The organism is Psychrobacillus sp. NEAU-3TGS (genome assembly GCF_029955155.1).
Lineage (GTDB): Bacteria > Bacillota > Bacilli > Bacillales_A > Planococcaceae > Psychrobacillus.
Window position 1 is genome coordinate 287,012 of the sequence record NZ_JAPNOZ010000011.1, and the last position, 22,498, is coordinate 309,509.

Annotated in this window: 27 protein-coding genes and 1 other annotated feature; of the genes, 2 read left to right on the forward strand and 25 right to left on the reverse strand. The window is 37.7% G+C overall.

The window, feature by feature from the left end; translation table 11 throughout:
• Positions 1-75: 75 nt before the first annotated feature.
• From OR571_RS14200 to OR571_RS14210, 3 genes are all read right to left on the reverse strand, one after another.
• Positions 76-420, reverse strand: coding sequence for a LapA family protein (locus OR571_RS14200; RefSeq protein WP_282243656.1), 345 nt, complete (start codon positions 418-420; stop codon positions 76-78).
• 127 nt (positions 421-547) lie between these two features.
• Positions 548-2,818, reverse strand: a complete 2,271-nt coding sequence (gene secDF, locus OR571_RS14205) for a protein translocase subunit SecDF (RefSeq protein ID WP_282243658.1) — start codon at positions 2,816-2,818, stop codon at positions 548-550.
• Between the two features lie 75 nt (positions 2,819-2,893).
• Positions 2,894-3,208 carry a post-transcriptional regulator gene (locus tag OR571_RS14210; RefSeq protein ID WP_282243661.1) on the reverse strand — a complete coding sequence of 105 codons (315 nt, stop codon included), beginning with the start codon at positions 3,206-3,208 and terminating at the stop codon, positions 2,894-2,896.
• Positions 3,209-3,299: 91 nt separating this feature from the next.
• Here OR571_RS14210 and OR571_RS14215 point away from each other — a divergent pair, with 91 nt between their 5' ends.
• Positions 3,300-4,826 carry an oligosaccharide flippase family protein gene (locus OR571_RS14215; protein ID WP_282243663.1) on the forward strand — a complete coding sequence of 509 codons (1,527 nt, stop codon included), beginning with the start codon at positions 3,300-3,302 and terminating at the stop codon, positions 4,824-4,826.
• On the opposite strand, the gene OR571_RS14220 is transcribed toward OR571_RS14215, so the two are convergent.
• The 8 genes from OR571_RS14220 to OR571_RS14255 form a co-directional block, all read right to left on the reverse strand.
• Complete coding sequence (locus tag OR571_RS14220) at positions 4,810-5,448, reverse strand: DUF421 domain-containing protein (protein ID WP_282243667.1); 639 nt, start codon at positions 5,446-5,448, stop codon at positions 4,810-4,812. The genes OR571_RS14215 and OR571_RS14220 overlap by 17 nt on opposite strands.
• Positions 5,449-5,521: 73 nt before the next feature.
• The gene (yajC, locus tag OR571_RS14225) at positions 5,522-5,785 is read right to left on the reverse strand and encodes a preprotein translocase subunit YajC (protein WP_282243669.1); all 264 of its coding nucleotides are present in this window, start codon (positions 5,783-5,785) and stop codon (positions 5,522-5,524) included.
• Between the two features lie 43 nt (positions 5,786-5,828).
• Positions 5,829-6,968, reverse strand: coding sequence for a tRNA guanosine(34) transglycosylase Tgt (gene tgt, locus OR571_RS14230; protein WP_282243671.1), 1,140 nt, complete (start codon positions 6,966-6,968; stop codon positions 5,829-5,831).
• Entirely contained in the window at positions 6,969-8,009 is a 1,041-nt protein-coding gene (gene queA, locus OR571_RS14235) for a tRNA preQ1(34) S-adenosylmethionine ribosyltransferase-isomerase QueA (RefSeq protein ID WP_282243673.1), read from the reverse strand. It lies immediately after the preceding gene.
• Between the two features lie 17 nt (positions 8,010-8,026).
• A complete protein-coding gene (gene ruvB, locus OR571_RS14240; protein ID WP_282243676.1) occupies positions 8,027-9,037 on the reverse strand; it encodes a Holliday junction branch migration DNA helicase RuvB in 1,011 nt (336 codons plus the stop codon).
• Positions 9,038-9,093: 56 nt separating this feature from the next.
• Positions 9,094-9,714 (reverse strand): Holliday junction branch migration protein RuvA, encoded by a 621-nt coding sequence (gene ruvA, locus OR571_RS14245; protein ID WP_282243678.1) that lies wholly within the window; start codon positions 9,712-9,714, stop codon positions 9,094-9,096.
• 162 nt (positions 9,715-9,876) lie between these two features.
• Entirely contained in the window at positions 9,877-10,794 is a 918-nt protein-coding gene (locus OR571_RS14250; RefSeq protein ID WP_282243680.1) for an aminoglycoside phosphotransferase family protein, read from the reverse strand.
• Complete coding sequence (locus OR571_RS14255; RefSeq protein WP_282243682.1) at positions 10,728-11,534, reverse strand: LysM peptidoglycan-binding domain-containing protein; 807 nt, start codon at positions 11,532-11,534, stop codon at positions 10,728-10,730. The genes OR571_RS14250 and OR571_RS14255 overlap by 67 nt, the downstream gene beginning before the upstream one ends.
• 136 nt (positions 11,535-11,670) lie before the next feature.
• Here OR571_RS14255 and OR571_RS14260 point away from each other — a divergent pair, with 136 nt between their 5' ends.
• A complete protein-coding gene (locus OR571_RS14260; RefSeq protein ID WP_282243684.1) occupies positions 11,671-12,204 on the forward strand; it encodes a transcription repressor NadR in 534 nt (177 codons plus the stop codon).
• A gap of 316 nt (positions 12,205-12,520) precedes the next feature.
• On the opposite strand, the gene pheA is transcribed toward OR571_RS14260, so the two are convergent.
• The 14 genes from pheA to OR571_RS14330 all read right to left on the reverse strand — a co-directional run bounded on the left by pheA (position 12,521) and on the right by OR571_RS14330 (position 22,450).
• Positions 12,521-13,393: a prephenate dehydratase gene (pheA, locus tag OR571_RS14265; protein WP_282243686.1), complete on the reverse strand. Its 873-nt coding sequence runs from the start codon at positions 13,391-13,393 to the stop codon at positions 12,521-12,523.
• A gap of 160 nt (positions 13,394-13,553) precedes the next feature.
• Positions 13,554-14,009 (reverse strand): ACT domain-containing protein, encoded by a 456-nt coding sequence (locus OR571_RS14270; protein ID WP_282243688.1) that lies wholly within the window; start codon positions 14,007-14,009, stop codon positions 13,554-13,556.
• Positions 14,010-14,027: 18 nt separating this feature from the next.
• A complete protein-coding gene (gene obgE, locus OR571_RS14275) occupies positions 14,028-15,317 on the reverse strand; it encodes a GTPase ObgE (protein ID WP_282243690.1) in 1,290 nt (429 codons plus the stop codon).
• Between the two features lie 5 nt (positions 15,318-15,322).
• Complete coding sequence (locus OR571_RS14280) at positions 15,323-15,856, reverse strand: Spo0B domain-containing protein (protein WP_282243691.1); 534 nt, start codon at positions 15,854-15,856, stop codon at positions 15,323-15,325.
• Between the two features lie 106 nt (positions 15,857-15,962).
• A complete protein-coding gene (gene rpmA / locus OR571_RS14285; protein ID WP_142538627.1) occupies positions 15,963-16,253 on the reverse strand; it encodes a 50S ribosomal protein L27 in 291 nt (96 codons plus the stop codon).
• Between the two features lie 12 nt (positions 16,254-16,265).
• Positions 16,266-16,601 (reverse strand): ribosomal-processing cysteine protease Prp, encoded by a 336-nt coding sequence (locus tag OR571_RS14290; protein ID WP_282243693.1) that lies wholly within the window; start codon positions 16,599-16,601, stop codon positions 16,266-16,268.
• Between the two features lies 1 nt (position 16,602).
• Complete coding sequence (rplU, locus tag OR571_RS14295; RefSeq protein WP_142538629.1) at positions 16,603-16,911, reverse strand: 50S ribosomal protein L21; 309 nt, start codon at positions 16,909-16,911, stop codon at positions 16,603-16,605.
• 12 nt (positions 16,912-16,923) lie between these two features.
• Positions 16,924-17,002: a sequence feature (ribosomal protein L21 leader region), on the reverse strand.
• Between the two features lie 51 nt (positions 17,003-17,053).
• Positions 17,054-17,650, reverse strand: a complete 597-nt coding sequence (locus OR571_RS14300; protein ID WP_282243702.1) for a metalloprotease — start codon at positions 17,648-17,650, stop codon at positions 17,054-17,056.
• Complete coding sequence (locus OR571_RS14305) at positions 17,643-18,188, reverse strand: hypothetical protein (RefSeq protein ID WP_282243703.1); 546 nt, start codon at positions 18,186-18,188, stop codon at positions 17,643-17,645. The genes OR571_RS14300 and OR571_RS14305 overlap by 8 nt, the downstream gene beginning before the upstream one ends.
• A gap of 291 nt (positions 18,189-18,479) precedes the next feature.
• Positions 18,480-19,280 carry a septum site-determining protein MinD gene (minD, locus tag OR571_RS14310; RefSeq protein ID WP_142538632.1) on the reverse strand — a complete coding sequence of 267 codons (801 nt, stop codon included), beginning with the start codon at positions 19,278-19,280 and terminating at the stop codon, positions 18,480-18,482.
• A 1-nt stretch (position 19,281) separates the two neighbouring features.
• Positions 19,282-19,953, reverse strand: a complete 672-nt coding sequence (gene minC, locus OR571_RS14315; RefSeq protein WP_282243705.1) for a septum site-determining protein MinC — start codon at positions 19,951-19,953, stop codon at positions 19,282-19,284.
• A gap of 37 nt (positions 19,954-19,990) precedes the next feature.
• Positions 19,991-20,518, reverse strand: a complete 528-nt coding sequence (gene mreD, locus OR571_RS14320) for a rod shape-determining protein MreD (RefSeq protein ID WP_282243706.1) — start codon at positions 20,516-20,518, stop codon at positions 19,991-19,993.
• Positions 20,515-21,417 (reverse strand): rod shape-determining protein MreC, encoded by a 903-nt coding sequence (gene mreC, locus OR571_RS14325; RefSeq protein WP_282243707.1) that lies wholly within the window; start codon positions 21,415-21,417, stop codon positions 20,515-20,517. The genes mreD and mreC overlap by 4 nt, the downstream gene beginning before the upstream one ends.
• A 13-nt stretch (positions 21,418-21,430) precedes the next feature.
• Positions 21,431-22,450 (reverse strand): rod shape-determining protein, encoded by a 1,020-nt coding sequence (locus OR571_RS14330; protein WP_282243708.1) that lies wholly within the window; start codon positions 22,448-22,450, stop codon positions 21,431-21,433.
• Positions 22,451-22,498 lie beyond the last annotated feature (48 nt).

Below are 22,498 nucleotides of genomic sequence, written 5' to 3' on the forward strand. Positions count from 1 at the left end.
ACTTCCTTATAATCTATTATAACTTAAAAAAGAGTTGTCTCCAAAAGAACATTTTGGAACAACTCCTTTACAGATTCAAGTAAGATCATTTTTTACTTCTATTGGTTTTTCTACTACTTCTAGTGATTTCTCTTGATGAACAACAATTTCATTTTGCAAAGCATTAATAGATGCCTCTTTCTTCTCTAGCTCTTTTTCAAGATGTTTTACTTTTCTTGATAGCATAAAAGAACGATAGATTGCAACGGTCCCACTTAAAAGAGCCCCTAGTAGTGCAGAGCCAAGTATTACTAAAATAAGGGGCCAGTCAGCGGTACCAAAAACATAATTGACAGGTACAGCATCGACATTATATACCGCAAATAATGCAATAACCACTGCAAATATTAATCCGAATAATAAAGACCATTGAAACTTCATCTCGACACCCCTTTTGTATTTTACTTTACCATAAAAAAGTGTACACGCCTATCTTCACAAATTTCACAACATAAAAAAGGAACAGAATATATATAACATATACCCTGTTCCCGAAAATAGTTAAACCTTAAACTACAGGCTCATCAGAACCCCATTTTTTCTCTTCTTTCTTTACATCTAGGCCGCCTGTTTTACGTAGTTCTTTCGCTTTCAAATCGTACCATAATTGAGCTGCGATAAAGATGGAAGAATACGTACCTGCGATTAATCCTATTAATAAAGCGATTGAGAAGTTTCGAATTCCTTCTGCGCCAAATATTAGAAGTGCTACTGTTACTAAAATAACAGTTAATACCGTATTTACAGAACGAGTAAGCGTTTGTCTTAATGATTTATTGACAATAATCGCGAGCTCTTCTTCTGTTGTAATTTTTTTACTACGATGCAAGTTCTCACGAATTCGGTCAAATGTAACAATCGTGTCATTAATTGAGTAACCGACTATCGTTAAGACCGCAGCAATAAATGTAATATCTACTTCCAAACGTAAAATACTGAAAATAGAAACCATCAAGAATGCATCATGTAATAAAGAAACTATAGACGCAAAGCCCATTCTCCATTCAAAACGGAATGCTACATATATCACGATCCCTAAAGCTGCAATAAGGAGTGCCTTTATTGCATTTTTAGCAAGTTCTTTACCTACTGTTGGAGATACGCTATTTACATTTGGATCTATACCAAACTGTTCGTTCATTTCCGTTTTCAATGTTTTTATTTCCTCTTGTGAAAAGTCTTGCTTATAACGAATTACTGCAATATTACTTTTTTCTCCGGAAAGAACGATATCTTCCGAAGGTAAACCAATATCAGCAATTTTCCCAGCAACAAACTCTTTCGTTAAGGTCTCGTTCGATTGAAGCTCTACTCGAGTACCTTTCGAGAAATCGATTCCTAAGTTCAATTTTAACGTACTTAAGAGAATAATCCCTGCAACCGTTAATGCAATCGATAAAATATAGAAAACTTTACGAGTGTGCACAAAATCTATACGGTCAAACTTAGTAGTTAAATCGAGTGTATCTACTTCCTCTTCAGGAGCATGTATTCGTTTCTTAGGAATACCAAACCAACCCGGCTTATTATCGAAGAAACCACTGTGTACAAGTAACCCCAATAATATTCTAGAAGCCCAAACTGCTGTAATGAAAACTACGATAATACTGATAATCAGTAAAGTTGCAAATCCCTTAACAGAGCTTGTCCCAAAATAGAATAATACTGCCGCTGCTAGTAGAGTAGTGATATTCGCATCAAAGATAGCTGTGAAAGCTTCTTTTGCTCCAGTATCAAAAGCTTTTTTGACAGATTTACCAACCCGTAACTCTTCCCTTATACGCTCATATGTGAGGATATTGGCATCTACAGCCATACCTACTCCTAGGACGATCGCTGCGATCCCTGGAAGTGTTAATACACCGTTAATCCAATCAAATACTACAAGGATTAAGAAAATGTAAACAACTAGTGAAATTACTGCTATTAAACCTGGTAGGCGGTAGTAGAAAAGCATGAAAATAAAGATTGCGGCAACCCCAATAATTCCAGCTAATATTGTACTACTTAATGCTTGTGACCCAAACTGCGCCCCAACTGATGTAGAATAGATTTCATCCAAATGTACAGGTAATGCTCCTGCATTTAGTATTCCAGCTAAATCTTTTGTTTCCTGTACAGTAAACGAACCAGAAATTTCTACGCTATCTGAACTAATTCGCTGAGAGACTCTTGGATTCGATGTAAATTTAGGTTTTTCTTTTAGCACTTCTTTTGCGTAAGAATCTACACCCTCTTCAAAATCCAACCAAATAACTAGAACATTATCTGGTGCAGGTTTTGCAGCTATTTCAGAAGTAACCTCTGCGAATTTATTAGCATCTTTTAATTCTAATGTAACAATCGGTTGCCCTTGTTGATTAAAAGCATCCTTTGCTCCACCTTCTTTTAAATCTGCCCCATCCAGCATAATATTATCTTCTGAATCACGGAAAGTTAGATTCGCCTGTGTAGAAAGAAGTTCCCTTGCCGAGTTCTGATCCTCCACTCCAGCAAGCTGAACGCGAATACGATGACCGTCTTCGATTTGAATACTAGGCTCACTTACACCTAATACATCAATTCGGTTCCTAAGAGCAGATGCAGTAGCTGTTACCACTTCATCCGTTATCTTTTGACCATCTTTTAAAGGCTCCACTTGATAAAGAACTTCAAATCCACCTTGTAAGTCCAATCCAAGTTTAATATTATTTAATACTCCACTAACAGTAGGACTGATTGTCCCTGCAAAAATAACTAAGAGTAATAAAAACGCAACTATACGCCCTCTAGTTTTCATATGTATGTTCCTCCTCAAAAAAACGCAACAAGTTTATTATGAAACACGATGCGCTCACTGTCAAATAACGGTTACTTATGCATCGACATTTTTTGGCTTTAATAATAGTTGAAGTTCTTCTTGATTGATCTCAGAGAACCAATTTTCCGTTTTAAAATGATCAATTTGTTCATACGTCATATATTCTGCTGGTGACACAGAAAGTATATCATTAACAATTTGGTATAAAGGCAATTTAGCAATGTCTTTTTTACGCCATTTTTTAGACACACAATATTTCCAAATATCATTTTCCAAAACTGTGGCATATTGATACACTTCAAATTCACTTTTTTTACTTTCTAAAGCAGGTAGCACGTGCGTATAAATATCTTCATATTTGTTTTCCAAAATACCGCACCCCTTTAACGAATAATATACGAGACTTGAAGCATATTGTTATTGTAAACTATGTTCCTGTATTTGAGAAGGAAGTGTTTATTTGTCGACTTTTTTAAAAGGTTCTCTCGTGTTAATGCTTTCCATTTTTTTGTCTAAGTTTCTAGGATTTATTTATCGAATGCAATTTGTCCGGTTAACGGGCGAAGAGGCAGTTGGGATTTATATGACTGCATACCCAGCTTTTATCTTTTTCTTGTCGCTCATTCAACTAGGAATCCCAATTGCCATTGCTAAAATAATTGCTGAATTACGTACGCGAAATGCAATTTCAAAGTATTTCACCGTCATGCGGACTTCTGTAATTATTACCGTTATTTCTATCCTAATTTTTACACCATTTTTTTTATTTGTCACGCCTTTTATTTCTGGTGAGTTATTGAAGAACGATGCTATTACGATGACTTTGTATGTATCGATTGCGATTGTACCATTCGCAGCTGCAAGTGGCGTTATTAAAGGATTTTTCCAGGGTATTGCTCGTTTAGAAGAAACAGCTGTAGCACAATTGTTGGAACAAATTATTCGAATTTTGCTCATCACCTTTTTGTTACCATTATTACTCACTTCCTCTACACCTCAAGAAGCAGCAGCCTATGCAATGTGTATGACATTACTTGCTGAAGTTGCTTCGTTACTCTATTTGCAATGGAAGTATAATAAATGGAAAGCAAAGCAACATTATGAAAAAGAGAAAAAGCATTATCCACTATCCCCAATATTCTCGATTGCTCTACCATCTTCAGGGAGTCGATTATTCGGATCTTTCACTTGGTTCTTAGAGCCGATTATTTTCATCAAAGCTCTCGCTGTAACAGGTGTTACAAGTATTGCCGCAACTACATTATATGGGGTCATTTCTGGAGTATTAATACCGTTATTACTGTTTCCTTCTTTCATTCCATATGCGCTTTCCATCGTATTAATACCAGCTGTAAGCGATGCATTTGCAAGAAGAGATCATTCTCTTTTAAAAGAACGAATACATTTATCGTTAAAATTTTCAACATTAACTGGCTGTTATGCTGCCACATTGTTTTATCTGCATGGTGGTGAGTTAGTATCGACTCTTTTTCATGTAGAGGATTCCACTGTTTACATGAAAATATTGGCACCAATTTTTTTCTTTTACTATATTCAAAGTCCGTTATTTTCTATCCTACAAGCATTAGATAATTCAAAAGCCGCCTTTTTAAATTCATTATATGGCGGCGTTGGTAAATTATTGTTATTGTTTTTTCTAGCATCACAGGTTTCTATTCAGGAAAAAGGGGCTATTGTTGCGATTGGTTTTGGCGTATTAATCACGTCGTTTTTACATATCGCTTCTTTGAAAGAAAAAAAAGAAGCACAAATTGGTTTCTCATTTTTTGTGCTACCTTACGCTGTTTTTTTAATCACTATTATTGCAAGACCACTTCTGTTTCCTATTGGCGATCAATCCTTGATAGTCGATTGCTTGTACACATTACTATTTTTAACAATTGGTTTAGTTTTATCTAGACAGATAAAGCGAAAAGAAATAGCCGTGATTCTTAAAATAGCTCGAACAACTAAAAGGAAGTTTTAAGCTGTATATAAAGCGCATCTTCTTCATAGCTGCAGTAAAATATCTTTTCTACACTTTTGATTGATTGCTTTTCTAGCTCTTCCATTAGCCATTTTTCACTTTTTCCGATTCTTTCTAAGTGCTCTTGCTGGACATCTCCATCTATAATAAGCGGAAAAACGTATTGTTCTTCTTCTTTTTTAAATACGGATAAATTTCCAGAAGGCTCTAAAAATGCATATGAAACAGATCGGATAGATCCAATTTGCTGTTCACGTAATTGTTGCAATAAATCATCTAAATTATATCGTTGCTTTCGCATTTCCTTTTCATTGATAATCCCTTCTTTCATAATAATCGAAGGTTCACCTTCCATAGCGTCTCGAAACTTTTTACTTTTTAATGAAAAATAAGAAACACCAATTTGTATAATCAATAAAATAACCATTGGCACTAACGCATGAATAAAGTTGCTATGTGGATCATCTAAAGCAAAGGCACCAACCTCGGCTATTAATAAAAAAACGACCAAATCGAAAATACTTAGCTCTCCGACTTCTCTTTTTCCCATTATTCGTAGAATACCTAGTATAATCCAATATAGCATAATCGTACGTAGCACGATGATAAGTATATCTTGCACATAATCACCTCATCCTTACTGTGCCCAGAAAAAAAAGAACTTACTCATATATTTTGAGTAAGTTCTTTTACTTTTATTTTGCTTCTGATACAACTCGTCCAACTGCAACGCGCTCGAATTGTAAACGAGTACCATCTGCAACTACTACGAAGATTGTTTGATCATCCACTGCATCTATCTTCCCGTGTAAACCACCAACTGTAATGATTTGATCTCCACGTTTTAGACTATTTTGCATTTGTGCTGTAGTTTTTTGACGTTTTTGTGCTGGGCGAATGATGAAAAACCACATCACTGCAAACATCGCAACTATCGGTAATAAGCCAACTAAATCCATAAATTAATTCCCCTCCTTCTTACCTCTTTCTAGTATACAAGAATCAGAAGTTTTTTGCATTTGGTTTATTATACCCATATTCTTCAAAAAATTCTTCTTTGAAATCTAGTAAACGATCTTCACGGATTGCTTGTCGTACATTTTCCATTAGTTTCATTAAGAAATGAAGATTATGGTACGAAGCTAAACGAAGTCCAAATGTTTCATCCGCTTTAAACAAATGGCGAATATACGCTCTTGAATAGTTTTTACAAGTGTAGCAATCACACTTTTCATCAATCGGTCCAAAGTCGCGAGCAAATGCCGCTCCTTTAATAACTAAACGACCTTTCGATGTCATAAATGTACCATTACGAGCTATACGAGTCGGTAACACACAGTCAAACATATCTACACCGCGAATAGAGCCATCTATTAACGAGTCCGGAGAACCAACCCCCATCAAATAACGCGGCTTGTTGTCAGGCATTAAAGGCGTGGTGAAGTCAAGCACACGATTCATCACATCTTTTGGCTCGCCGACCGATAACCCCCCAATCGCATATCCTGGGAAATCCATCGAAATTAAATCTTGTGCAGATTGGCGACGTAACTCCTCGTATTCCCCACCTTGGATAATTCCAAATAAACCTTGTTTATCCGTATTTGTATGCGCTGTTAAACAACGCTCGGCCCAACGAGATGTACGCTCTACAGATGCTTTCATATATTCAAAGCTAGCTGGATACGGCGGGCATTCATCAAATGCCATCATAATATCTGAACCTAATGCATTTTGAATTTCCATTGATTTTTCGGGACTTAAAAATAATTTATCCCCATTTAAATGATTGCGGAAGTGAACACCTTCTTCTTCAATTTTACGCATATCACTTAAACTAAATACTTGGAATCCACCAGAATCGGTTAAAATAGCGCGATCCCAGTTCATAAATTTATGCAGTCCGCCTGCTTCTCGAATGATATCATGTCCTGGACGAAGCCATAGGTGATACGTATTACTTAATATAATACCTGCTTTCATCTCTTTTATTTCTTCTGGTGCCATCGTCTTTACTGTAGCTTGTGTTCCTACAGGCATAAACGTTGGCGTTTCAAACGAACCATGTGGCGTATGCACGATACCTAGACGAGCGCCAGTTTGTTTATCTTTTTTTATTAATTCGTACGTAATTGCTGACATTTAATAATTCCTTCCTTTTATAAACATTGCATCTCCAAAACTAAAAAATCGGTAGCGCAAATCAACCGCTTCTTTGTATGCTGACAATATGAAGTCTCTTGAAGTAAGTGCGCTCACAAGCATTACAAGCGTTGACTTCGGCAAATGAAAATTAGTAATCATTCCATCAATACATTTAAATTCATATCCTGGATAGATGAATATAGATGTCCATCCACTATCTTCCTGCAATACTCCATCAAACTTAGTTGCAACTGTTTCAAGCGTTCTGGTAGAAGTAGTTCCTACTGCAACGATTTTTCCACCTGCTGCTCTCACTTCATTTATCGTATTTGCAGTTTCTTTCGACAGACGATAAAATTCCGAATGCATTTCATGATCATCGATAGAATCCACACTTACAGGACGGAAAGTTCCAAGTCCTACATGAAGTGTCACAAATGCTATTTTAACACCTTTTGCTTGAATTTCCTCTAATAAGTTTTCAGTAAAATGAAGTCCAGCTGTTGGTGCCGCGGCCGAACCTTGTTCTTTCGCATAAACTGTTTGATAACGATCTTTGTTTTCCAGCTTTTCATGAATATATGGTGGCAAAGGCATTTCACCAAGTTGGTCCAATACTTCAAAAAACACACCGTCATATTCAAAACGGAAAATACGTCCGCCATGCTCTTTTATCTCGGTACAGACTGCACGCAGTAGACCATCACCGAATACAATAGTCGTCCCTATCTTAACACGCTTTGCTGGTTTAACAAGCGTCTCCCAATGATCCCCTTCAATTTGTGTCAATAACAGTACTTCTACGTTTGCACCAGTCTCTTCCTTCACTCCCATTAAACGAGCAGGCATTACCTTCGTATCGTTTAACACGAGACAATCCCCTTCGTTTAACTCATCCAAGATAGCAGAGAAGTGGGTGTGCGTAAATGTCTTCTTGGGATAATCAGCGATTAATAGCTTGCTACTGGTCCGATCAAGTAATGGCGTTTGTGCAATCAGTTCTTCTGGTAAATCAAAATCAAAATCTTCTACTCTCATATGGCGTACATCCTTTATCAGTCGTTTCTTTCTATCGGTAACGGCATTCCTAAATGCTCGTAAGCAGATGGCGTTACTATTCTTCCCCTAGGAGATCGTTGTATAAACCCAATTTGCAATAAATAAGGCTCGTACACATCTTCTATCGTTGTCGATTCTTCTCCAATGCTTGCTGCAATCGTATCTAAGCCAACAGGGCCACCTCTGAACCTTTCAATCATAGCCATTAATAGCTTATGATCGATATGGTCTAATCCCCGTGGATCCACTTGAAGTAGCTCCAGTGCTTCTGTTGCTAGATTTAATGAAATATGACCATTGCCGCGTACTTGTGCATAATCACGGACCCGCTTTAATAAACGGTTTGCAATACGAGGCGTCCCTCTCGAGCGTCTTGCAATTTCACCAGCAGATTCATAGTCAATAGAAGCATTGAATAATTCTGCGCTTCTTTCAACAATCGACGTTAATGCATGTTCATCATAATAATCCAATCTCAGCAAAACACCGAAGCGGTCCCTAAGTGGAGCTGATAGTGAACCAGCTCTTGTTGTTGCACCGATTAGCGTAAATGGTGGCAAATCTAACCGAACACTTCTTGCCGCTGGACCTTTTCCTACTACAATATCTAAACAAAAATCCTCCATTGCAGGGTATAGCACTTCTTCAATGGAACGATTCAGCCGATGTATTTCATCGATAAATAATACATCTCCCGGTTCAAGCGAGCTAACGATAGCCGCTAAATCACCAGGTCGCTCAATTGCGGGCCCGCTTGTCATCCGAATTTGAACGTCCATTTCGTTCGCGATAACGGAGGCAAGTGTGGTTTTACCAAGTCCTGGAGGTCCATACAAAAGACAGTGATCCAAACTCTCGCTTCTCATTTTTGCTGCTTCAATGAAAATCTCTAGGTTATGTTTTATCTTATCTTGTCCAATATATTGTTTTAATAATTGTGGACGAAGCGATTGCTCATACGGTTCATCATAATTAGAAATCTCGCTCGAAATCACACGTTCCGTCATGCCAAGAATCTCCCTTCTTTATTATCCAGTTTTAGCGACATAGACTTGCGCCTTACTTATTTCCCAGAAAATAATAATTGCAATGCTTTTTTCATAAATTCATCAGTTGTTTGAAGTTCTTTGTTGTCTTTTAACTTCGGACGAACTTTGGATAATTCGCGTTCAGAATAGCCAAGTGCTGTAAGTGCAAGCATAGCTTCTTCTAGTTCATGGTCGGCAGTGCTATCCACAAATAATGTCGGTTCATCGTCTATAAATTCGATTTGCTCCAAATCGATGAGATCATGTAATTTTCCTTTTAAGTCTAAGATCATTTGACGAGCTGTTTTCTTTCCTACACCCGGGAACTTCACTAAAAATGTCTCATCTTCTCGTTCAATTGCGTGAATGACATGCGTCGGTTCACCACTTGCTAATATGGCAAGCGCTCCTTTAGGCCCAATTCCAGAAACGAGAATAAGCTTTCGAAACAACTCTCGCTGCGCTAAGTTTGAAAAACCCATTAACTGTTGCGCATCTTCTCGCACATGAAAATGAGTAAATACTTGAATTATTTCTTCACTCTTTCTAAAAGCAAATGGATTTGGCGTAAATAGCTGATATCCTATCCCTTGCTGCTCCAACACAACATACTCAGGCGTCACTCGTGTAACCTGTCCTTTTATGTAATCATACATACTTAAATCCCTCACAATCAATACATCTAGTATACCATAATGCTCCAAAGCAAAAGCCTTTGTCTTAGATGAACACATTCTACAGACTAGGTGCTGGAGTCAGAATGTACAAACAAAGAAGGCCGCTCTTAAAACGAGCGACCAACTCCAACTAGATTTGACTCAAAGCTTACTCAAATTATAGCATAAATTAGGCCATTCCGTTAACGCTTTGTTCGTATATGGTACTAACTGTTCGATAAACTTTTGTTTTCGTTCTACAGGTAACGCGAAGGCATATAACCACTCTCTATACAATTCATTCGGATACATCATCGCCTCTTTATGCTGACGCACGATTTTTTCGAGCATGGGGAATTCATTCATTAAAAAATGAATATCATAATCTATTTCCGATAAGACACGATGCATCCACAAAATACTTTCCATCTCTTTTGGTCCAATTACGGCAAGATCAAAATCAATTATTTTATAAGCAGAACCGTCCGATAAGAAGTTATGATGTACAACATCTCCATGCAATAATGTCCGGTCCCTCATGTCGAATGGTTTCATATCTTTTAACGCCATATCACCATACATCAATAGTATTTTCGTGTTGTTAACACCTATCAAGGATTCAACGAAAAAAGAAATTTCTTTCATTTTTAATAAACGATTTTGCCATTTAGATATTAAATTAAATGCATAAAGAACCTTGCTATCTTCCCAATCAATTATTTTTTTCGTTTCATGCAAACGAGTAAGAAGTGAGTATACGGCTTTCCGATCTTCCTCATTACTGTAATTTACAGTATGTGTCCCTTGAAACCATGGTTGTATAATGAAATCCAGTTGAGGAGATTCTACTACCGGCAAGACAAAAGGATCTTCTATATATTGTAATTTGTCGTGAATAAAACGAATTTTTTCCGCCTGTTGTTCCGAAGGATATTTCTTAACAGAAAATACCCCGTTTTCATTTCTCCATTTCCATACGTTTTTTTTAATTTGTTTAATATAATAACTCACTATTAAAAGTGGTGGTGATGGTGGTATGGTGGGCATGGATATACCGGTACATAACAAATCTGGACGCATGGGCAACCACCATAATGTGCTTGCATATGTGGGTGCATACCCGGATGCATTTGTGGGTACATACATGGGTACATATAGGAAAAATCTTGTTCTGGCGGGCATGGATACATTTCTTCGAATACAGGGGACGGCTCTTGCGCTATTGGTTGCGTTTGTTGAACTGGTGGTGCTGGCGGCGGCGGTGCTGGTTTTTCACGCTCCGTAAAATTTGCTTGAATATGAATAGATGTTGACTCCACTAGTCTCCAGCCTTGTGGAGATGGGGTCATATCTAAGTCTGGAACTGGCATCATGTGATATGGCAAAGAATAAGATGGAATCGGTTGCGGTCTAACAGGTGGTGCTGGCGGTGGTACAATTGGGACCGGTTGCACCGGTTGAGCTTTGGGTGGTACCTGTTGTGCTTTTGGCGGTACCGGCTGTGCCTTCGGTGGCATCTGTTGTGCTTTTGGCGGAACTTGTTGTGCCTTCGGTGGTACCTGTTGAGCTTTTGGTGGAACAGCGTGCGGCTTCATTTCCTCCTTCTTCACCATTTCTTTTTTAACTGGGCGATTCTCGCTATATGGATGATTGACGGATTCCATGTTTTTTGTATCTGGAATAAATATCTTCATACCCGGAACGATGTATTCCGGATTTGCGAGATGTGCATTTAATCTTTTTAATTCTTCAAAAGAAACACCGTAGCTTCGTGAAATTTTCCATAGCGTGTCACCTTTTTCGACAATATGAATTTGCACAGTCTTCCTCCTTCCCTTCTCCTTAAACTATGTGCAACTACCTAAATTGGACACAGATTTTTTAGAAAAGCACTTCCCTTCATGATAAACTTATGAATAGAAGCTAGGTCGTTATGCAAGTTGGGAGGAGTTATTATTGAAAAAATTAAAAGGTGCAGAACGAAGAAATTGGATACTTTCCTATTTAGTAGAACAAGAACAACCAGTTACGGGCTCAGATCTTGCCAAACAAGCAAATGTCAGTCGACAAGTGATTGTAAATGATATTACGCTGTTAAAAGCAACGAATGTTCCAATTGTTTCGACAAGTCAAGGATATATGCTAATGCAAAACAAAGAAGCTGGGGCATATGTTCAAAAAAAAGTGGCATGTAATCACCAATCAAAAGATTCAGAAGATGAGCTACAAACGCTTGTAGACGTTGGTGTGACAGTAGAAAGTGTAACAGTAGAACATCCAGTATACGGAGAAATTACTTCTTCAATAATGGTATCCAATCGCCATGATGTAGAGATGTTTTTAAAAAAAGTGAGAGAAACAGAAGCCTCATTTTTATTAGAACTTACTTCTGGTATACACCTACACCTACTTTCTGCCCCATCTGAGGAAGTATTAAATCGAGGTATAGAAGCACTTAGGAAGAAAGGGTATTTAATAGAAGAATCATAAAAACGGCAGTGCCTTGCCCACTGCCCCAATATGAGCACATACAAAGTCTGAAATGATGCACAAGGTACTGCGTCGCCCGGTGGTAACCGCTTGGATTTCCGCGGCACTATTACATATAAATCTAATAAATGGATTAGGGCAACCAACCAGTCATGGAAAGCAACTATTTCCGTATCGAAAGCAATTAAATCAGCATGAGAGCAACCAAATTGTCGATAAAAGCAACCAACTCTTAAAAAGCTTTACATTGTCTTATATTAAAAAACGCAAGGCAGAAAATGGATTATTTTCTACCTTGCGTTTTAACTATTGTATATTAGTCTGCAGATTCTTTTGTTTCATATGTATAGTAAGATCCAAGTGACTTCACTTCACATCCTAGAGCCGCTAACTCTTCCATAGCACCTCGCATCATAGGAACCTGATCATTTTCTAATATGTCCATAATAAAAAAGTATTGGCCCAGTCCTGTTTTCAATGGTCTTGACTCAATTTTACTTAAATTGAGCTTTCTCCATGCAAAAACAGAAAGCACTTGATGTAATGAGCCAGATCGATCATCTTTTGGCAATGTAAGCATGATAGTCGTTTTTACTTGTTCTGTATGACCTGCTCGTTCGATACTACCATTCTTTTTAGAGAGTACAAAAAATCTCGTATGATTAAAATGAAAATCATGAATATTGTGCTCCATAATTTGAAGGCCATATTCTGTTGCAGCAGAAGTATTTCCAATCGCCGCAATACAATTCTGTTTATTTTCCGAAACATACTTTGCAGCAGCTGCAGTCGAAGTCGATTGTTCAAGCGGAACTTTGCCAAATCGATAAGACAAATACTTATGACATTGCGCTAATGCATGTGGATGAGAATAGATTGTCTGAATGTCTTCCCATTTGTTTGCATTAGATGGATGCACCATTAAATGTTGTTGAATCGGTGCGAGTATTTCCGCAATAACTGAGACATTTGCTTCATGATATAAATAATCGATTGTAAGTGGTACGGTGCCTTCTAAAGCATTTTCAATCGGTACGACAGAAATATCAACTTTTCCACTTGTAACCGCTTCAATACATTCTGGTATCGTCCGCAGCGGTACTAGCTTGTCATGTTGAAATAAAACTTGCGATGCTAAATGGGTAAAAGAAGCTTCCGGTCCAAGGAAAGCCACTTGTTGAGTTGCCATTCAAAATCCCCCTTATGTCTAGCTCTAGCGCTTTTCTTTGTCTAGCTCCAGCGCCTTGCCTCTCGGGGTCAAATAACCTTTCCCCAATGAAGTCAAAGTGCAACTTCTTTGGGGAAAGAACATTTGCCTGTCGAGGCAGACATAGGCGCTTGCGCTTTTCTTATAATGCGCCGGAGCTAATCACTTCTGCTGATTCTACAAAATCTAGTCGCTTCATTTCATTTAAAAACTCATCTAATTCTTTCGTCATTGCGGTTACATCTAGAGATAATGTAACGCTAGCTCTTCCTTGAATCGGTATCGTTTGATGAATCGTAAGTATATTAATCGATGACCCTGCTACAAGTTGAAGTAACCTTGCAAGGGTTCCCTCTCGATCTTCTAACTGTAAAAATACCGTTAATATGCGTTCTTGAACAATCGAATGGAACGGAAAAACCGCATCACGATATTTGTAAAAAGCACTTCGGGATAAATCTACTTCCTTTACTGCATCCCAAATCGAAGATACTTTTCCAGATTGGAGAAGATGCTTTGCTTCCAAAGTTTTTTGCATTGCTTCGGTTAAAACATCCTCTCGTACTAAATAAAATCGCTGGCCAGTTACATCTTTCATGCGGTTCCCCTTCTTTCCCTACTCGATAAATTCAAATTCAAATTCTAATAGTCGTACCGTATCGCCATCTTTTGCACCGCGCTCGCGAAGTGCATCATCGATTCCCATTCCTCGAAGTTGTCTTGCGAATCTGCGGATTGAATCTTCTCTGCTGAAATCAGTCATTTTAAATAGTCTTTCTACTGATCCACCAGATAATACAAATGCCCCATCATCATCTCTTGAAATTTCGAAATTCTCTTTTGTAGATTCATGCTTGTACATAACAGATGTTTCCGATTCTTCCTCTGTTAAATGTTCTAATGGGAATTCTGGTGCCACTTCTAACAAGTCTGCTACAGCAAATAATAGCTCCTGCAATCCCTGACGAGAAATTGCTGAAATTGGGAACACTTTCAAATCTGGTCCCACTTTTTCTTTAAAAGCTTTTAAATTTTCTTCTGCATCAGGCATGTCCATTTTGTTTGCCACAATAATTTGAGGTCTTTCCGTTAAACGTAGATTATACTGCTTCAACTCTTCATTGATCGTTAAATAATCTTCGTATGGGTCTCGGCCTTCCATTCCCGACATATCGATTACGTGTACGATTACTCGTGTACGTTCTATATGACGAAGGAATTGATGTCCTAATCCTACTCCCTCAGACGCACCTTCGATTAGTCCTGGTAGATCGGCCATCGCAAAGCTACGATGATCCTCTGTTTCGACCATTCCTAAATTCGGAACAATTGTTGTAAAATGATATTCGGCAATTTTCGGTTTAGCTGCGGAAACAACGGATAATAAAGTGGATTTCCCAACGCTTGGAAAACCTACTAATCCAACATCCGCTAATACTTTTAGTTCTAATATAACATTTAACTCGAAGCCTGGCTCCCCTTTTTCAGAAAGCTCCGGAGCTGGATTAGCTGGCGTGGCAAATCGTGAATTTCCTCGACCGCCTCGTCCACCTCTTGCAATTATCGCTTTTTGTCCATGCTCGACCAAATCTGCAATAACAACTCCAGTTTCTTCGTCCGTTACTACAGTACCCGGTGGAACTTTTACAAATAAATCATCTGCATTTGCACCATGCATATTTTTACTCATTCCGTGTTCCCCACGAGTTGCTTTAAAATTACGTTTATAGCGGAAATCCATTAATGTACGTAAACCTTCATCTACAACAAAAACAACGTCTCCACCATTTCCTCCATCCCCACCAGCAGGACCGCCCATAGGAACATACTTTTCACGACGGAATCCTACCATTCCATCTCCGCCGTCTCCACCTTTTACATAAATCTTCACGTGATCTACAAACATTTATTTCACTCCAATCTTTCACTTGCAATTAACTTAAATTTAAGTTCGTTTTCTGTATTTACCTGCTTTTCTATTTGGAAAAGAGTCGTAAATGATTCTTCCATCCAAGCTTGGTAAGACCAATCACCTTGGACTTCTATTTGTATTTCTAGCTGTTCATCCATCTTAATATGAACTTTAAGTAATTGCTCTTGATATCCTCTAAGATTCGGGTAAATGGATTGAAGAAAACATTCTAAGTATTCCCGAAGTGCAGCATCATATTTATTTGCTCCGCTACTTAAAAGAGATGTTTGAACAACTAAAGTCATTTTATTATATCTCATACTAAACGTTTGTAACCATTCGTTTGTTTTGGATAAACCAATATTGTTGATATCAAAAAACTGATTACATTTGGAAGAATAATTACTTATTAAATTTTTGGCCTCTTCAACCCTGCCCATATCTAAATTCATTTGTATTAAATGTAAGCTATTTAGAAAATCATGCATAGAATGGCGCAGTACATTGTTTATTGTTATCTCTTTATCGTTCATTTTACCACGCTCCTATTATGCTGTTGTCTAATAGTATAACAGGAATAGCTTGTTATTGCTCTAACCTAAAAAAAAGGACCGCATAAATGCAGTCCTTTTCTTATCATCAAGCTTCTTGAGCTACAGGATATACACTTACTTTTTTCTTGTCGCGGCCGAAACGCTCAAAGCGCACTACACCGTCAACTTTCGCAAAAAGTGTGTCATCTCCACCACGTCCAACGTTTTCACCAGGGTGAATTTTAGTACCGCGTTGACGGTATAAAATAGATCCGCCTGATACGAATTGTCCGTCAGCACGTTTAGCGCCTAGACGTTTCGCTTGAGAGTCACGACCGTTACGAGTCGAACCTACTCCCTTTTTGGATGCGAAAAACTGAAGATCTAATCTTAACATATGTTCCACCTCCTACTTTTTGAAGGTTATTTTTATATACTTACCATAATCTTGCTCAATCGTTTGTAAAGAAACAATCATTGACTCTAAAATTAGCTGCACGTTCGCTGCCTTTTCAGAATTTGAAATGCTCGGTACTTCGACGTATAAATAGCCGCCGTCCCCTTTTTGCTTTAGTTTAGGTGTAATTTCTGTAAGTGCTATAATCGCATTCACTGCACCAAATGATACAGCAGAAGCTCCTGCACATACTAAATCTTTCCCATGTTCCGCAAAATCAGCATGTCCTTTCATTTCGAATGAATGAATCAGACCTGATTGATCTCTCATTATTATCACCTTAATCATCTTATAAACTAATAGATTCTACTACTAATTTAGTGTATGGTTGACGGTGACCTTGTTTTTTACGGTAATTCTTTTTCGCTTTGTATTTGAAAACGATGATTTTTTTAGCTTTGCCGTTTTTTACAACTTTCGCTGTAACTTTAGCACCTTCCACGAATGGAGCACCAACTTTAACATCATTTCCACCTACGAATAAAACTTTGTCGAAAGTTACAACTTCATCAGCGTTTACATCTAATTTTTCAATGTAGATTTCTTGCCCTTGTTCAACTTTGATTTGTTTACCACCAGTTTCAATAATTGCGTACATACTTGCACCTCCTCTTAGACTAAGACTCGCCCTCAATAGGTGACTCGATAAATCGAATACTTAAACCTTTTCAGTGCGGTTGTAGCAACGGGTGCTGCTACAAACAATAACATTTGAATATTATCATATATAAAACTCCGCGTCAAGTAGTTTTCGTTATTCTATCAAATGCTAACTTATACTTTCGAAATCTCCAATAAGTAATATTTTGCAAAACGATAAACAAAAAAATGAACGAAGCCGATACAGCTCTTGGAAAATAAGCTAAGCTAATGAAAAAAATTAGGCTACTAATCCAAATGGAATAGCCAATTAGCATCTCATACTTATCCGGAAAAAGCGCATCTAAAGCCCGTCCACCGTCTAGTGGATAAATGGGTAGCAAGTTTAAACCTAGAATAATTAATTGTGTCAAAAAAATAAGTCGATCTTGCGGAAAGTCGATGAAATAACTAAAAACCAATATTAAAAGGGTACAAAAGGGACCACCAAAAATAACGAAAAGCTGTCCACTTTTTGGCACTTTCGAAAATTGTTCCATCTTAATCTCTCCGCCATACGGTAATATGGTACAAGTACGGACTTTTACCCCTACTATCTTTGCTGCGATTAGATGTCCAACTTCATGAATGAGCAAGGAGCCGAATACGATTGAATAGATAGCGATTTCTCCTGACAAATAAAAAAAAAGGAAAAACGGAATCATAATAGGATGTACTTTATATACTGACTTATTCATAAGTCGCTGCTAGCCAATCAACAAGTTCGCTCATCTCTAATTTTTTTCCGTCTTTCACCACTTCAATATATAGTAATTCGTTCTCAACCGTCGCAAATATATCTCCAGGACTCACCGTTGTATAAGGGAGCTGATGAAATTCAGCTACAAAACCAAATGACGCCGTTTCCCCTGTATCATATAAAATAGACATCGTTTTACTTGTATCTTTTTTATATCCAGTAAAAATAATCAGTCCATTTTCTGAAGCATACAAATCCTGTGACTGTTCAACAGCTAAAATGGCTCCGTCACCAAAAGGTTGAATAGATTCATATTGGATTAAAGGAGGGTTCGCCACAGGTGCACTCACTTTAATTTTTTTATCCGATTGGTCCACCCATGCTCTAACTTTTTTATACATCTCAGCTGGCTTTTGAGGCTCTAATAACGTTGTTGTATAGTTGGTAGATAACGTATTATTATCCTCTAAATATGCCACTATAAAAAAGACTGATACAAACAGTAACGCAAGCGCCCATTTTCGTTTTGAAAGCATAACATTCCCCCTAGTAGGAATGTATGATGGCAAGTACAAAATCATGAACAAAAAAGTGGCGAACGCTAAATATATTAACCCGTTATTTTCACTTCTAAGCCTCTTTTCGCCTCGGAGGAAATAAATCCATCTCCCCTACCATTTAAGCGAAAAAACGCCTGATTTTAAAGCATATATATAAAGTATATACGCTCATTTAAGGAATAAAATAAATACCAGGTTGTTACTAGCACTGCTAGCCAACCTGGTATGAAAATATCAATAATTAAAGTTATTAAATTACACTTGCAATTATTTAGCAAATATAGATTTAAGCTTAGACATTACACCTTTTTTAGGCGTGTCCATAGACATTAATGGTACCGATTCGCCTAATATACGACGTGCAATATTTCGGTATCCGAGCGCTGCTCTATTGGATGGATCCATTACAACAGGCTCTCCCTTATTGGAGGAAGTGATGACACTTTCATCATCCGCTACGATACCTAATAGATCAATAGATAAATGCGTTGTGATTTCATTAATATCTAGCGCTTCGCCTTTTGTCATTAAATGCTGACGAATACGATTGATGATTAACTTCGGTGGATCGATAGCTTCTTCTTGTTCTAATAACCCAATAATACGATCCGCATCACGAACCGCTGAAATTTCCGGTGTCGTTACGACAATCGCTTTATCTGCACCCGCAATCGCATTTTTATAGCCTTGCTCAATGCCTGCCGGACAATCGATTAATACGTAATCATAATCTCGTTTCAGCTCATTTACAAGGTCTTTCATTTGCTCTGGATTTACCGCATTTTTATCCGTTGTTTGGGCAGCTGGTAATAAATATAATTTATCTTCAAAACGTTTATCTTTTACAAGTGCTTGATGTATTTTACAGCGGCCTTCCACAACATCTACTAAATCATAAATAATTCTATTTTCAAGCCCAAGAACAACATCTAAGTTACGTAACCCGATATCTGTATCCATTAAGCAAACTTTTTTTCCTTGTAGAGCCAATGCAGTTCCAAGATTTGCAGTTGTAGTCGTTTTACCGACCCCACCTTTCCCAGAAGTTATTACGATTGCTTCACCCACATTAGCTTCCTCCTTTAAATGTCGATAGATTTGGTCTTAATAAACGTAGTTCTTGCAGGCGATCAATTGCGATCGACCCATTTGTATGTAAGTAAGCACATTCCATTTCCGGTTGCTCGGAAAGAACGGTTAACTCGTCTGTCATCGTTTCTATGACATTATCAATTATCAAATGTGTTGCTTCTAACCACGAGGCAGCAATAACCGCATTTCGATTGCCATTTGCCCCTGCATGGGCAATTCCTTTTAGCCGTCCGAGCACAAATACATTCCCACCAGCAATAACTCGTCCATTTGGATTTACATCTCCTATGACGACCAGATCGCCAACGGCTGTAATTATTTGGCCAGATCTCACAATTCCTACATACGTCTCGGACTGATTTTCTAGTAATCTTCTATTACATTCTTCGACGGTCATTACATCACTTTGAATTTTCGTCACGCGAAGATGCTCCGTCTGCTGCACACAATTGATAATTTCTTTAGCCTGTTCATCATTGCAATACCGATATCCTAGATGCAATAGCACTTCTGCTTGACCTTCAAATCCTTCATCAGATACCTTTTTCACCAACTCTTCTAAAAGCTCTGTATATGAACACTGATCATCTAGACGTAATACAAGCCCTTCTTTTGTACCTTTAATCGATATTAACTGCTTTTTCGTCAATCAAGTCACCTCAGATCTACTGTCTAACCAAAAATGATTATTTTTGAAGCAGTAATAATTTTTGATTAAACCGATTTAGAAGAATATATTTAAACAACCATCCAAACATTAAGACAAATACACCATTAGCAATCATCGTTGGAATAAGATTAAATTGATAAAAATTCGCAAACGTCAGCGATTTAATCCCAATGGATGTATAAAATAAGAATAATATAATTTCCACTGCAGCTACTAGTAGAAGCGTCAAAACAGTCGCAACTAATAAGTGATGATGTATAAACCTTACGATAAAGCTAGCTACTAGACACATTAATGGAAAAATAAAAGAATATAATCCAATAATATCAATGAAAAAGACATCATACAAGAGTCCAAAAATCAACCCATAAAGCATTGCTCGTTTTCGATCATAATAAATAGCAATAAATATTAAATAGATAATTAAAAAACGAGGAACTAGCACATAAAAATGCCCGTTCAATTCAATAGGCGAAAAAAGTCCAAAAATCGGTTCCATATAAAACAATAGAACCGAAATAATCATTATTACATAACGAATCATGATTCTTCCCCTGCGCCTTCTGTTAAATCAGCTTCCGTATTTCCGCCATCTATCCCGTCTACAGGGTTAATAGTTCGCTTCGATATAATGACATGATCTAAAATAGAAAAGCTTGCAGCAGGTTTTACATACGCAAGTTGAGTTAAACCATAATCATCTGTTGTGACTTCTGTAACTTCACCGATTAAGATACCTTTAGGGAAAATTCCACCTAAACCAGAAGTAGTTACTTTTTGACCTTTTTTCACTTCAAATTCGGAATCTATTCTTTTTAGCACAAGTTCTTTACGCTCTATATCATATCCTTCAATTAATCCAAATACTTCCTGTTCATCTGCAATAACCGCTGAAACACGATAATTGGGATTTTGGGTAGATAAAAGTTCTACTGTAGATGTGTATGGAGTAGTTAAAATGACTTTCCCTATTAATCCTTGGGACGTCATTACTGCCATATTAACAGCTACACCGTGTATTTCCCCTTTATCAACAATAATCTTTTCTTCCCATTGATCCGGATTACGCGCGATTACAGTAGATTGGATCGGATTAAAGTCACGAATATTTTCTTCTTTATCGACAATTTCTCGCAATTCTTCATTTTCTAACTGCAAGTCATTTACACTAGCTTGTAAGGTGGCATAATCTTCTAATCTTGCTTTCAACCGTTTATTTTCATCATATGTATTAAGTAAAGATTCAACATTATTAAAAATCCCCGTAACATACTGGGTCGGCTTGGAAAACATAGTTTGTCCAAAACCGACCACATCTTTGATTAATTGCTCAGGCAAGGATGCATGATTTCGATCTCGCAAAGAAAAGCTGATGAGTGCCACAAGAAATATCATCCCTACAAGCAGCAAAACTAATCGCTTATTTGAAAAAAATTGTGGCATAGCTCAGTTCTCCTTAACTTTTAGTTTGTTGACGCTTTAATAAGCCCATATGATCAAGTGCTTTTCCTGTTCCGATAGCTACACAATCCAAAGGATCTTCTGCGATAAATACTGGCATATTTGTTTGATCACTAATTACTTTATCTAAATTTCTTAGTAATGCTCCCCCACCGGTTAGCATAATACCACGTTCCATTACATCCGCTGACAATTCTGGCGGAGTTTGTTCTAATGTTTTCTTAACGCCATCAATAATAGAAGCGATAGATTCACGCAATGCATTTGCAATTTCAGTTGATGTAATATCAATTGTTTTCGGTAATCCAGTTACTAAGTCACGTCCACGGATATCCATTTTTTCTTCTGCACCAGTTACTCTTGCAGAACCAATTTCCATTTTAATCGCCTCAGCTGTGCGTTCACCGATTGTTAGGTTATACGTTTTACGGACATAGCTAGTAATCGCTTGGTCCATTGCGTCTCCACCTACACGGACAGATTCACTTGTCACGATACCGCCAAGTGAAATAACTGCCACTTCAGTTGTTCCTCCACCTATATCAACGACCATACTTCCTGTAGGTTCCCAAACAGGTAAATTTGCACCGATTGCAGCTGCAAAAGGCTCCTCAATTGTTACCGCATCACGAGCTCCAGCTTGTTTCGCTGCATCGATCACTGCACGCTGTTCAACTGAAGTAATACCAAAAGGCACACAAATCATGACATTCGGCTTGCTCCATGACATACCAGATGCTTTAATCGCATTTTTTAAATAATATTCAATCATGGCAGAAGTCGTATCAAAATCAGCGATAACTCCGTCTTTCATCGGACGAATCGCTACGATCGAACCAGGCGTACGACCAATCATATTTCGTGCGTCATTACCTACCGCCACAATAGAACCATTTTGTACATTTTTCGCCACAACAGAAGGCTCTCTTAATACAATTCCTTTGCCTTTAATAAAAACAAGGGTATTCGCTGTTCCTAAGTCAATTCCTAAATCTCTAGCTCCAAATCCAAACACTATATTTACTCCCTTTCTATCTCAAACAAGTTTTACTTAATTGTTTTA